The organism is Bacteroides bouchesdurhonensis (assembly GCF_900155865.1).
Lineage (GTDB): Bacteria > Bacteroidota > Bacteroidia > Bacteroidales > Bacteroidaceae > Bacteroides > Bacteroides bouchesdurhonensis.
The window spans coordinates 1,004,248-1,017,544 of sequence record NZ_LT707006.1 but is presented as its reverse complement, the minus strand read 5'-3'; the positions used below and the strand labels follow the sequence as shown (position 1 = coordinate 1,017,544).

Annotated in this window: 11 protein-coding genes; 6 read left to right on the top strand and 5 right to left on the bottom strand. The window is 39.9% G+C overall.

Going from position 1 to position 13,297, the window contains the following annotated elements; genetic code table 11:
* Positions 1 to 6 precede the first annotated feature (6 nt).
* The 4 genes from CZ225_RS04080 to CZ225_RS04065 are packed head-to-tail and all read left to right on the top strand — an operon-like array spanning position 7 to position 5,116.
* Positions 7 to 2,709 carry a calcium-translocating P-type ATPase, PMCA-type gene (locus tag CZ225_RS04080; protein WP_077153057.1) on the top strand — a complete coding sequence of 901 codons (2,703 nt, stop codon included), beginning with the start codon at positions 7 to 9 and terminating at the stop codon, positions 2,707 to 2,709.
* Positions 2,699 to 3,325 carry an HAD family hydrolase gene (locus CZ225_RS04075; RefSeq protein ID WP_077153056.1) on the top strand — a complete coding sequence of 209 codons (627 nt, stop codon included), beginning with the start codon at positions 2,699 to 2,701 and terminating at the stop codon, positions 3,323 to 3,325. Before CZ225_RS04080 ends, CZ225_RS04075 begins: the two co-directional genes overlap by 11 nt.
* A gap of 10 nt (positions 3,326 to 3,335) precedes the next feature.
* Positions 3,336 to 4,280 carry a bifunctional riboflavin kinase/FAD synthetase gene (locus tag CZ225_RS04070; RefSeq protein ID WP_077153055.1) on the top strand — a complete coding sequence of 315 codons (945 nt, stop codon included), beginning with the start codon at positions 3,336 to 3,338 and terminating at the stop codon, positions 4,278 to 4,280.
* Positions 4,281 to 4,318: 38 nt separating this feature from the next.
* Positions 4,319 to 5,116 carry a CPBP family intramembrane glutamic endopeptidase gene (locus CZ225_RS04065; RefSeq protein ID WP_077153054.1) on the top strand — a complete coding sequence of 266 codons (798 nt, stop codon included), beginning with the start codon at positions 4,319 to 4,321 and terminating at the stop codon, positions 5,114 to 5,116.
* A gap of 88 nt (positions 5,117 to 5,204) precedes the next feature.
* On the opposite strand, the gene CZ225_RS04060 is transcribed toward CZ225_RS04065, so the two are convergent.
* The 4 genes from CZ225_RS04060 to CZ225_RS04045 form a co-directional block, all read right to left on the bottom strand.
* Positions 5,205 to 5,630, bottom strand: coding sequence for a SufE family protein (locus tag CZ225_RS04060; protein ID WP_025075218.1), 426 nt, complete (start codon positions 5,628 to 5,630; stop codon positions 5,205 to 5,207).
* A 32-nt stretch (positions 5,631 to 5,662) separates the two neighbouring features.
* Positions 5,663 to 6,643, bottom strand: a complete 981-nt coding sequence (locus CZ225_RS04055) for a M20 family metallopeptidase (protein ID WP_077155681.1) — start codon at positions 6,641 to 6,643, stop codon at positions 5,663 to 5,665.
* 71 nt (positions 6,644 to 6,714) lie between these two features.
* Positions 6,715 to 7,623, bottom strand: a complete 909-nt coding sequence (locus tag CZ225_RS04050; RefSeq protein ID WP_077153053.1) for a S66 peptidase family protein — start codon at positions 7,621 to 7,623, stop codon at positions 6,715 to 6,717.
* Between the two features lies 1 nt (position 7,624).
* Positions 7,625 to 8,431, bottom strand: coding sequence for a glycoside hydrolase family 16 protein (locus CZ225_RS04045; RefSeq protein ID WP_077153052.1), 807 nt, complete (start codon positions 8,429 to 8,431; stop codon positions 7,625 to 7,627).
* Between the two features lie 179 nt (positions 8,432 to 8,610).
* On the opposite strand from CZ225_RS04045, the gene CZ225_RS04040 reads away from it, so the two are divergent.
* Positions 8,611 to 9,558, top strand: a complete 948-nt coding sequence (locus tag CZ225_RS04040; protein WP_077153051.1) for a phosphate acyltransferase — start codon at positions 8,611 to 8,613, stop codon at positions 9,556 to 9,558.
* Between the two features lie 17 nt (positions 9,559 to 9,575).
* Entirely contained in the window at positions 9,576 to 10,637 is a 1,062-nt protein-coding gene (gene buk / locus CZ225_RS04035) for a butyrate kinase (RefSeq protein ID WP_077153050.1), read from the top strand.
* 399 nt (positions 10,638 to 11,036) lie between these two features.
* Here the strand turns inward: buk and pnp are convergent, their stop codons facing one another.
* Complete coding sequence (gene pnp / locus CZ225_RS04025; protein WP_077153048.1) at positions 11,037 to 13,163, bottom strand: polyribonucleotide nucleotidyltransferase; 2,127 nt, start codon at positions 13,161 to 13,163, stop codon at positions 11,037 to 11,039.
* Between the last annotated feature and the right edge of the window lie 134 nt (positions 13,164 to 13,297).

The window sequence follows — 13,297 nt, the reverse complement described above, 5'->3', positions numbered from 1 at the left end:
ATCTGCATGAGTGCAAAAAAAGATGATTATAATCATTTAGGACTTACTGATAAGGAAGTCCTACAAAGCAGGGGAAAAAATGGTGTAAACCTGCTAACACCCCCTAAGCGTCCATCTCTTTGGAAACTTTACCTCGAAAAGTTTGAAGATCCTGTTGTACGCGTATTATTAATAGCCGCCGCATTTTCGTTGATTATCTCTATCATCGAAAATGAATATGCCGAAACTATCGGAATTATTGCAGCGATTCTGCTTGCTACAGGTATCGGTTTCTTTTTCGAATACGATGCTAACAAAAAATTCGATCTGCTGAATGCCGTTAATGAAGAGACGTTAGTCAAAGTTATCCGAAACGGGCATGTTCAAGAAGTTCCCCGTAAAGATATTGTTGTGGGGGATATTGTAATTCTGGAAACAGGAGAGGAAATTCCTGCCGATGGAGAATTACTGGAAGCCATTTCTCTACAAGTTAACGAATCCAACCTTACCGGTGAACCGGTAATCAATAAAACAGTTGTCGAAGCTGATTTTGATGAAGAAGCAACATATGCTTCTAATCTGGTTATGCGCGGAACAACAGTGGTGGACGGTCACGGGACAATGCGTGTTTTACATGTAGGAGATGCAACGGAGATTGGGAAAGTAGCCCGTCAAAGCACAGAACAGAACCTTGAACCGACTCCATTAAACATCCAACTAACCAAGCTTGCTAACCTGATCGGAAAGATCGGATTTACAGTTGCAGGATTGGCCTTCCTTATATTCTTTGTAAAAGATGTGTTGCTATATTATGATTTCAGCGCACTCAACAGTTGGCAGGAATGGCTTCCTGTTTTGGAACGGACACTGAAATACTTTATGATGGCAGTTACCTTAATCGTTGTAGCTGTTCCGGAAGGTTTGCCTATGAGTGTTACATTAAGTCTGGCACTGAATATGCGCCGTATGCTTTCCACTAATAACCTGGTGAGAAAGATGCACGCTTGTGAGACAATGGGGGCAATTACGGTCATTTGTACAGACAAAACCGGTACTCTGACTCAAAACCAGATGCAAGTATATGAGCCAAACTTTTATGGAATCAAAAATAATAGTCAGTTATCTGATGACGATATCAGTGCTCTTATTGCAGAAGGAATTAGTGCGAACTCAACTGCTTTCCTTGAAGAAACTACCAATGGCGAAAAGCCTAAAGGAGTAGGAAATCCAACTGAAGTTGCTTTATTATTATGGCTCAATAGCCAGGGCAGAAATTATCTGGAGCTCAGAGAGAACGTACATATACTTGACCAATTAACGTTCTCTACAGAACGCAAATTCATGGCTACGCTTGTTGAATCACCGATTATCGGAAAGAAAATACTCTATATCAAAGGAGCTCCCGAAATCGTTCTCGGCAAATGCAAAGAAGTTATATTGGACGGACGTCGAGTAGATGCAGTAGAATATCGCTCTACGGTAGAAGCACAGTTACTGAACTATCAGAACATGGCAATGCGTACTCTCGGTTTTGCTTTCAAAATAGTAGGAGAAAATGAGCCGAATGACTGCACAGAGCTTGTCTCTGCCAATGACTTAAACTTTTTAGGTATAGTTGCCATTTCAGACCCTATACGTCCGGATGTACCTGCTGCGGTAGCTAAATGCCAATCAGCCGGTATCGGTATTAAGATTGTCACCGGAGACACTCCGGGAACTGCTACAGAGATTGCACGCCAAATCGGACTATGGAATCCTGAAAAAGACACTGAATGGAATCGGATAACAGGTGCTGCCTTTGCTGAATTAAGTGATGAAGAGGCATTGAAACGTATCATGGACCTCAAAATCATGTCACGTGCACGTCCTACGGACAAACAACGCCTGGTGCAGTTGCTTCAACAAAAAGGAGCAGTAGTTGCCGTAACAGGAGATGGTACGAATGACGCACCTGCCCTGAATCATGCTCAAGTGGGATTGTCAATGGGTACAGGAACTTCCGTTGCCAAAGAAGCAAGTGATATCACACTGCTTGATGATTCGTTCAATAGCATTGGAACTGCCGTTATGTGGGGACGTTCACTCTATAAAAATATCCAACGGTTCATCGTATTCCAGTTGACAATCAACTTTGTTGCTTTGTTAATTGTACTGCTAGGCTCTATCATCGGTACAGAACTACCCCTAACCGTTACACAAATGTTATGGGTAAATCTTATTATGGATACCTTTGCCGCTTTAGCCTTAGCTTCTATTCCTCCCAGCGAGACTGTAATGCAGGATAAACCCCGGCGTAGCAGCGATTTTATCATTACGAAAGCAATGAGGCATAATATATTAGGTGTAGGTTCTGTCTTCCTTATCATACTGCTTGGAATGATCTATTATTTCGATCATTCTCCTCAAGGTATGGATGTACAAAATCTCACTATCTTCTTTACTTTTTTTGTCATGCTTCAATTTTGGAATCTCTTCAATGCCCGTGTATTCGGTACTACCGATTCTGCTTTCAAAGGGATTTCCAAATCGTATGGTATGGAGTTTATCATTTTAGCCATTTTAACCGGTCAGTTCCTCATTGTACAATTCGGAGGAGCAGTATTCCGTACAACACCGCTCGACTGGCAAACCTGGCTTTGTATTATAGGCGTTTCGTCCATGGTGTTATGGGTTGGAGAACTTATTCGCCTTGTCCAACGTATTACTCACAAAAAGAAAAATGAAAAGTAAAGGAATTAAGAATCTCCTTATCGATCTTGGTGGGGTTCTTATAAATCTAGACCGCCAACGTTGTATTGACAATTTTAAGAAATTAGGATGTGAACATGTCGACTCCCTGCTGAATTTCTATCATCCACAGGGAATCCTCATGCAACATGAAAAAGGAATGATTACTTCTGCTGAATTTCGCAATGGGGTTCGCGAGATGATGAGAAAAACGCTCAGTGATCAGCAAATTGATACAGCCTGGAACAGCTTTCTTGTGGATATACCTACCTATAAGCTTGAACTCTTATTGAAACTTCGCGAGAAATATGTAGTCTACTTGCTTAGTAATACGAATGCTATCCATTGGAAATGGGCTTGTGAGAATGCTTTCCCTTACCGCACATTCAAAGTAGAAGACTACTTCGAAAAGGCTTATCTCTCTTTTGAAATGAAAATGATCAAACCCGAAATGGAGATTTTTAAAGCTGTCATCGAAGATGCAGATATTGACCCTAAAGAAACTTTCTTCATTGACGACTCTGACATAAACTGTAAAGTAGCTCAGGAATTGGGAATTTCGACCTATACTCCAAAAGCCGGTGAAGATTGGAGCCATTTATTCAATAAAAAAAGGTAATTTTGCAACTATGCAGATTATACGTGATACAGACACTATAATTCCTGAGCCATGTGTAGCCACCATCGGTTTTTTTGATGGAGTACATATCGGACATCGCTATTTGATTCAACAAGTGAAAGAGATAGCGACAGCCAAAGGTTTGCGTTCTGCCTTAGTTACTTTTCCCGTTCATCCTCGTAAGGTGATGCATTCGGATTATCGTCCGGAATTATTAACGACTCCGGATGAAAAAATCAATTTGTTAGCCGATACCGGAGTAGACTATTGCCTGATGCTTGATTTCACTCCAGAGATTTCCAGTTTGACAGCCTTGGAGTTTATGGAACGATTGTTGAAAGAACGATTTCAGGTAAAATGTCTGGTTATAGGCTACGATCATCGTTTTGGACATAATCGGAGTGAAGGATTCGAAGATTATGTACGTTATGGCCAATCTATTGGCATGGAAGTAGTTCGTGCTCTTGCATGTACAGATTATATAGAAATAGATGATGCTAAAAAGATAACAGTAAGTTCTTCACTTATTCGGAAACTGCTTCATCAAGGGGATGTCGATCTAGCTGCCCGTTGTTTGGGATACGAATATTTTCTGAATGGTACAGTCGTAGGCGGTTATCAGGTAGGACGGAAAATAGGATTTCCGACAGCTAACTTAAACGTTGATGATCCCGATAAATTAATTCCTGCAGACGGGGTATATGCTGTTTGGGTGACTGTTGATGGGAAAACTTATATGGGAATGTTGAACATTGGAGTACGTCCTACTATCGACAATGGTTCTAACCGGACTATTGAGGTAAATATCCTACATTTCCATTCAGATATTTACGATAAATTCATAAGGCTTACTTTTGTAAAAAGAACACGTCCCGAATTAAAATTCGACAGTATTGAAGAGTTAATAGAAGAACTCCATAAAGATGCTAAGGAAGTAGAAACTATATTAAGCTAAATACTGTCTATATTCATAGACTAAAGAATATAACAAATATGAGAACTGCGATCAAACTAATTTTATTATACCTCGTCATTGCACAGATTGTCGCTCCAATTTTAGTGATGATTCCTTGTGTAATTTATCAAATAATAACCACTGGAAGTTTAAATAATGAAGCATTGATGAACTTGATTATAATTCCAGCACAATTAACCGGGCAACTCATGATGCTTATATATTTATGGAAAGCCGGCTATATCAGCAAACAAAAAACAACTTGGTCACTGGTATCCGGTTCTTATCTGCTTCTTAGTGTGCTGGCAATTCTTTCCTGTTCTTTTGTAGTATCCGCTATCACAGACTTAATGAAATGGATTCCCAATATCATGGAATTCCCCTTCGAGATTCTCCAATCTAACTGGATTGGAATACTTGTCATATCACTTATTGGCCCTATATTTGAAGAATTACTATTTCGTGGAGCAATCACCAAGGCCTTGCTGCAACAGTATAATCCAACAAAAGCTATTCTTTTTTCAGCATTTCTATTTGGCGTAATTCATATCAATCCGGCCCAAATACTACCCGCATTCTTAATCGGAATACTATTAACATGGATTTATTATAAAACAGCGAGTCTGATTCCTTGTATTCTTATACATGTTCTCAACAATTCACTGTCTCTTTATCTAAGTGCAAAATTTCCAGAAGCTAAGTATATAGACGAGATTATCACCGGAACTCCTTATCTGATTACCTGTCTTGTATCATTGCTTATACTGGCAGGAGTTATCCTATTGATGAATCGGACAACTGTTCGTTATCCATGGAATGAAACGAATATAAACTAACCTATTGTACTCCATTATATTATAAAAAAGTAGATTAAGTTTTTTATCTTAATCTACTTTTTTTATTGGTTAACTAACTATCATTAGGTTATCTTCCTTCTTTTGCCTTGAACGCCAAAGCATACATACGTATCTGTTTCACCATCGAAAGCAAACCATTGCTTCGTGTAGGCGACAAGTGTTCTTTCAAACCAATTTTATCAATAAAATAAAGATCAGCTTTTAGAATTTCATCGGCTGTATGTCCGGACAGAACTTTAATAAGTAAAGCAATTATTCCTTTTACGATCAGCGCATCACTTTCTGCCTTAAAGACAATCTTACCATCCACGTCATCTGCCTGAAGCCACACACGACTCTGGCAACCTTCAATTAGATTCTGCTCTGTTTTATATTTCTCATCAAGCGGTTCCTGCTCGTTTCCCAAGTCGATCAACAGTTGATAGCGGTCCATCCAATCATCGAAGTCACTGAATTCAGCAATAACTTCGTCCTGCAATTCATTTATTGACATATAAAATAATTATTTAGGTACTGATAAATTATTTATTTCTCATTGTAGATTACTTCCAATACTGTTTGTCCTACAGCTTTCAAAGTATTCTTATCAATATGATCCATATTATCATTGATCGTATGCCAAGTCGGAGTAAAACCTCCTTCCGGATCAGAAGCAATGATATCAATTGTCTTAATACGTGCAAGTTCGTTTATAAACAAATGATCATCCGTAACAGCTCCTCCATTTTCATCAATGAACATTTTCCCATACCCCAGTTTCTTAGCGGTTTTCCATACCTTTTTATTAATATCCGGCGCATATTGCTCTGAGTGAGATTCTTTTAAAAACATAGTATTTTCACCTCCAACCATATCAAGTAAAATACCAAAACGAGCATTATATTTTTCTACATGTGGATTACGAGCCCAATATTGAGCACCCAAACACCATGATTCTTCTTTACCTCCACTTGCCCCATAATCTTCTGCATCCAGAAAAATAATATCAATGCCTAACTCCGGTTGTTGCTGATTAATCAATCGGGCAATCTCCAACAAAACTCCTACTCCACTTGCTCCATCATTTGCACCCAGAATAGGAGTATGATGATTTTTCTCATCCGGATCATTATCAGCCCATGGGCGGGTATCCCAATGTGCAAACAAAGCAATTCTTTTTTTGTTTTCAGGTTTATAAGAGCCTATGATATTCCGCGCTTTCAGTAAAGTCCCGTCATAAGCAATCAAATCGGCATATTGATTGGTTACTCTTGCGCCAAATGTCTCTAATTGTTTAGCCAGATAATTACCACATGCTACATGTTCTTTAGAATTAGGTACCCGGGGACCAAAATCTACTTGACTTTTCACATACAAATACGCACTATCCGCATCAAACTGAGGCACATTCACCACCCCTGCACTCTCTACATTGTTTGTACTACCAGCTTTGCTACTTCCCCCACAAGAAAAAGCGGAGAATAACAAGAAAGTACTACCCAATAATATCATAGCTTTCTTTTTCATTGTCATCTTTTTATGTTAAGACTTCAAAATTAGTCATTTTCATCACAGCATCATTCAAATGGAATAGATTATTAACAAATAAACTTTAGTTCCACATTTTTCTTACCAACTGTAAACTCGACTTTTGCTCCGTTGATTAGTGGTAAATTATGAGTGACATGCCCTACCGGAAAGTTAAAACAAACCGGATAGTCGTATTCTTTCACCAAATCCGCCAAAGCAGCATACAGCTCTTTACCTAACGAATGATCCTCATCGTATTCGGTAAACTGTCCGATGATCAATCCTGACAGTTTCTCCAGCACACCTCCCAACTTCAGATTATACATCATGCGTTCAATAGCATGGGGACGCTCACTGACATCTTCGATAAACAGCACAGTACCTTCTGCAGGAATATCATAAGGAGTACCTCGCAAACCATACGCTACTGCCATGTTTCCTCCGCGTAAGATTCCTTGCACACTTCCCTGTTTATTCAACTTATGTTTTTCACAAGTATATTCGGGCAGATTTCCGAATAAAATATCTTTCAGATAACCGACACAAAGATCACCCTCCGGCTCTACTGTGAGATGGCGAGCCATCAACGAGTGCAACGAAGCATATCCATTTTTCTGGAAAAGATTATGCAAAGCGGTAATATCGCTGAATCCTAGTAACCATTTAGGATGTTCCCTAAAAGCAGTAAAGTCAATTTTATCAATTAAATGTACCACTCCATATCCTCCCCGGCTACAAAGGATTGCTTTTACCTTCGGATCATCCATCGCATCTTGAAGGTCTTTCAAACGCTGTTTGATAGTCCCGGCAAAACGTCCGGAAGAACCTCCGGCATGTTTTCCCATAGCAACTTTCAAGCCCCACAACTCCAAACGTTTCTTCGCTCCTTTTAGAAATTGACTATCAATTTTACTGGAAGGAGAAATAATCACCACTTTATCACCTCGTTGCAAAAAAGAAGGGAATTGAATATCCATATTATTGTTTTATTGATTTTCGCTGATAAAAACGTACCCAGTCTACTTTCATCTCCACCGGAAGCTCTTTCGGATCGACTGCCCCCACCCAAGAGCCGCCCAATTGCATATCAATCAACAAATAAAAAGGCCGATTAAATGGGAACTGGCCTTTCTCTATTGTTTGTATGCGGGGATAAGTAAACGTATGCACATTGTTGATATAGAATGAAAGACTGTCCGGATACATTTCAACTGCAAATACATTGTAGCCATCCGGATCTATCCTTCCTTTAGAACCCGACTTCGGATGTTTTTTTAGACCTAAGGTATAAGTATAATAAGAATGAACCGTTTGATAAGCGATTGAATCATGATTCAAACGTTCCATAATATCAATCTCGCCCCCTACCGGCCAATCGGCATTCTCAGCTAACATCCAGATAGCCGGCCAAGCTCCTTTCGCTGGATCTAACTTGGCACGAATTTCAATGCGTCCATTGGAGAAAGCTTTTTTCCTCTTCGAATAAACACCACCTGTCAAATAAGGAGCCGTGTCATTGAGTTGCGTGTGATTGACAATACCTCTTAGCACTAATTTTCCTTTACGCATTGCATAGCAGGAATCAAAATCTGTCATGTAATTATTCCAATCAGCCCCTCCTCGTGGTATCTTGCTCCATACCTGTTCATTGAAATCTTTTTTTTGATTAAAATTCTCTTCCCACACCAGCGACCAGCCCGCTAGTCTTTGAGTTGATTTACAAGATACGAACATCCAGCAAAAGAACAATGAACTAATAAATAAGAGACCCTTATAATGTTTCATATCAATTTTGTTTTCAGGAAAATTCTTTTGCAAAAATACATGAAAAAACAATGCGATGCATATCAGAACTTAAAAACAAATGTAATATAGCAAATTGTTATATGTAAGGAGGATTTTTTAAGATCATTCTACCTGCTTTTTCAATCATTTTTCAGATATTTGCTAAAAACATTAACGTTATGGAACCTATTCAAAGTTTTGCCCAATTAACAGCCCATCTAAAGAAACAACGCCGTAGAAAACGAATAGCAGTAGTTTGCGCCAATGATGCCAACACAGAATATGCCATTGCCCGTTCCTTAGAGGAAGGAATTGCAGAATTTCTTATGATTGGTGATTCTGCTATTCTAAATAAATTCCCCACTCTCAAACAATATCCCGACTATGTGAAAACAATTCACATTGATGATCCGGACGAGGCTGCACGTGGAGCTGTGCGTATTGTACGTGAAGGGGGAGCAGATATTTTGATGAAAGGTATCATTAATACAGATAACTTGCTCCATGCTATACTCGACAAAGAGAAAGGATTATTACCTAAAGGCAAAATCCTCACTCATCTGGCTGTTATGGAAATCCCGACTTACCATAAGTTACTATTCTTTTCGGACGCAGCCGTAATTCCACGTCCTACATTACAACAACGAATAGAAATGATTTGGTATTCCATCTGCACCTGTCGCCACTTTGGTATCGATCAACCACGCATCGCACTGATTCATTGTACTGAAAAAGTAAGTGCCAAATTCCCACATTCACTGGATTACGTGAATATTGTGGAATTAGCTGAGGCAGGAGAATTTGGAAATGTCATTATCGACGGTCCACTCGATGTGCGTACCTCTTGTGAACAAGCGAGCGGAGATATCAAAGGTATTGTTTCTCCTATCAATGGACAGGCAGACGTACTGATTTTCCCCAACATCGAATCAGGCAATGCATTCTATAAATCTGTATCATTATTTGCGAAAGCGGAAATGGCAGGATTATTGCAAGGTCCTATCTGTCCGGTGGTACTTCCGTCACGCAGTGATTCGGGGTTATCCAAATATTATAGTATTGCAATGGCTTGCCTGCAAGTGTCAGGAGACTGCGAATGCAGAAAACAAATTCATCCGAATTCATAATTTAAAATTCAAGATTAATGAAGATTCTGGCAATCAACCCTGGTTCTACTTCCACCAAAATAGCTGTATACGAAAACGAGACTCCGATTCTGGTTCGTAATATCCGACATACGGTAGAAGAATTAGCCGCCTATCCACAAGTGATAGATCAATTCGAATTTCGGAAGAATCTGGTACTTCAGGAACTGGAAGCTAATGGAATACCTTTTGCATTCGATGCAATCGTCGGACGCGGTGGTCTGGTCAAACCTATTCCCGGTGGTGTATACGAAGTAAACGATGCGATGAAACGTGATACCTTACACGCAATGCGTACTCATGCCTGTAACTTGGGTGGATTAATTGCTGACGAGCTATCTTCTTCTTTACCTAGTTGTCGTGCATTTATTGCCGACCCCGGAGTAGTAGATGAACTGGAAGACGTAGCCCGCATCACAGGATCTCCATTAATGCCACGAATTACCATCTGGCACGCTTTAAACCAAAAAGCAATCGCACGCCGATTCGCTCAGGAGCAACATACTCACTATGAAAATCTGGATTTGATTATTTGCCACTTGGGAGGAGGTATTTCTATAGCAGTCCATCACCATGGACGTGCCATTGACGCTAATAATGCGCTGGATGGTGAAGGTCCTTTCTCACCGGAACGAGCAGGTACACTTCCTGCAGGACAGTTAATTGATTTATGTTTTAGTGGCCAGTTCACCAAAGACGAATTAAAGAAACGTATTTCGGGACGCGCCGGACTTACCGCTCATCTAGGTACTACAGATGTAGCTGCTATTATCCAATCCATAGAAAAAGGTGACAAGACAGCAGAATTAGTAATAGATGCCATGATCTATAATATTGCTAAAGCAATTGGTGCCGCCTCTACTGTACTTTGCGGAAAAATAGACGCGATCCTTCTAACAGGCGGTATTGCTTACTCCGATTATGTAGTCTCCCGTCTGACAAAACGTATTGCATTCCTGGCTCCCATACATGTCTATCCCGGAGAAGATGAAATGGAAGCATTGGCATTGAATGCTCTAAGTGCATTAAAAGGAGAACTACCAATACAAGTTTATAAGTAACTTATATCCCCAGACGTACGTCCAGGGAAAGTCATTCATGCAATCATTCAGAAAAGAATATTATACAACCTATAGACTGATCTTATAATCGAAAAAAGTCCTTACCTGCTTTCTCACTAACCTAGAAACAACTTCCATAACGACATTATTTACTCTACGATTAAACTTTTTTGAGTAAAAAAGCTCTTCCAAAGAAAATTTTCTCATATCTTTGTAACGTGTTAAGTTAATAAATTGATTAAGGTCGATTTTTGACTGTTTCGAATCGGGAAGTATGGGGGTACTTTCCGATTCTTTTTTTAGTATCATTCTGACAAAACAAGATGCACATATAAATAAAATAGCCCGGCTACTTAAAAGTAATCGGGCCATCTATTTATATAGAAACAATTTGTTTCTTTATTTCTTTTCCGGTCTTGGCATCAACACTTTTCTTGAAAGTTTGAATTTACCTGTCTTCGGATCAATATCAATCAATTTAACATCAATCTCATCACCTTCTTTGATACCAGCTTCTTCAACTGTTTCGAGACGTTTCCAATCAATTTCTGAGATATGAAGCAAACCATCTTTGCCTGGCAAGAACTCGATGAATGCACCGTAAGGCATAATAGAACGAACCTTACCTTTATATACTTCACCTATTTCAGGAACAGCAACGATCGCTTTGATCATGCGCATAGCGTCATCAATGCACTTCTTGCTTGTACCAGAAACCTCGATGCGACCAATTCCATCGATTTCTTCGATAGTGATCACAGCCCCCGTTTCTTCCTGCATACCCTGAATGATTTTTCCGCCCGGACCAATTATAGCACCGATAAATTCTTTCGGGATAGTCATTGTCTCAATACGAGGAGCATGGTCTTTCAACTCAACACGTGGTTCAGAGATTGTTTCAGTAATCTTACCAAGGATATGCATACGTCCTTCTTTTGCCTGATTCAAAGCACGTTCCAGAATATCATATGACAAACCGTCTACCTTGATATCCATCTGAGTAGCGGTAATACCGTCTTTTGTACCAGTCACCTTGAAGTCCATATCTCCGAGGTGGTCTTCATCACCCAAGATATCAGACAATATAGCATATTTCTCTTCACCCGGATTCTTAATCAATCCCATAGCAATACCAGAAACCGGTTTGTTGATTTTCACACCCGCATCCATCAAAGCCAATGTTCCGGCACATACAGTCGCCATTGAAGAAGAACCGTTAGATTCAAGAATGTCTGAAACGACACGTACTACATACGGATAGTCAGCAGGAATCTGTCCTTTCAATGCACGCCAAGCCAAGTGACCGTGACCGATTTCACGACGGCCTACACCACGTTGTGCTTTAGCTTCACCTGTTGAGAAAGGAGGGAAATTATAATGTAACAGGAAACGTTCCTTTCCATGAGTCAATACATCGTCTATGATCTTCTCATCCAACTTCGTACCTAAAGTGACAGAAGTCAATGACTGAGTTTCACCACGAGTAAAGATCGCAGATCCGTGAGGTCCAGGCAGGTAACCCACTTCACACCAGATCGGACGAATCTCGGTAGTCTTACGGCCATCCAGACGCTTGCCTTCATCAAGAATGCTACGACGCATGGCTTCTTTTTCCACATCATGGTAATAACGGTCGATCAGCGGAGCTTTTTCTTCCAATTCTTCTTCAGAGAATTGTGCCTTGAACTCGTCACAGATAGCCTCAAAAGCATCCATACGTTCATGCTTGTTTTTGTTTCCGGAAGCAGCGATAGCATAAGCCTTGTCATAGCATGCTTCACGTACAGCCTTACGCAAATCTTCGTCATTTACTTCATGGCAATATTCACGTTTTACAGTTTTACCGACTTCTTCAGTCAGTTCCATCTGAGCTTTGCAATGAACTTTGATAGCTTCATGAGCTACCTTCATTGCTTCCAACAATTCAGCTTCCGATACTTCATTCATTTCACCTTCTACCATCATGATATTCTCATAAGTAGCGGCAACCATAAGGTCCATATCAGCTTTTTCCAATTGATCAAAAGTAGGATTGATAACGAACTGTCCATCGATACGTGCTACACGTACTTCAGAGATCGGTCCGTTGAAAGGGATATCTGAAACAGCAAGTGCTGCAGAAGCAGCAAGTCCTGCCAAAGCATCCGGCATATCTTCACCATCAGCAGAAAAGAGGATAATGTTTACATATACCTCTGCATGATAATTATCAGGGAATAGAGGACGGAGAGCGCGGTCTACAAGACGACAAGTAAGAATTTCATAATCAGAAGCTCTACCTTCTCTTTTGGTAAAACCACCAGGGAAACGGCCGAATGCCGCAAATTTTTCTTTATACTCTACCTGTAAAGGCATAAAATCTGTTCCGGGAACTGCATCTTTAGCGGCACAAACAGTAGCTAACAACATGGTGTTTCCCATGCGAAGCATTACAGAACCGTCTGCCTGTTTTGCCAACTTTCCCGTCTCGAGTGTGATGGTTCTTCCATCAGGTAACTCGATCGTTTTAACAATTGGGTTAATCATAAAAATTGTTTTATCAATACTTTTCTTTCAAAATTCTTGCAAAGATACACATTTTCATTGTAATCGGGTGGAAATGAGGTAAAAAGTTAGTTGTAATATGATTTTTTTTCAAAATAAGGGTGAAGAAGCAGGCA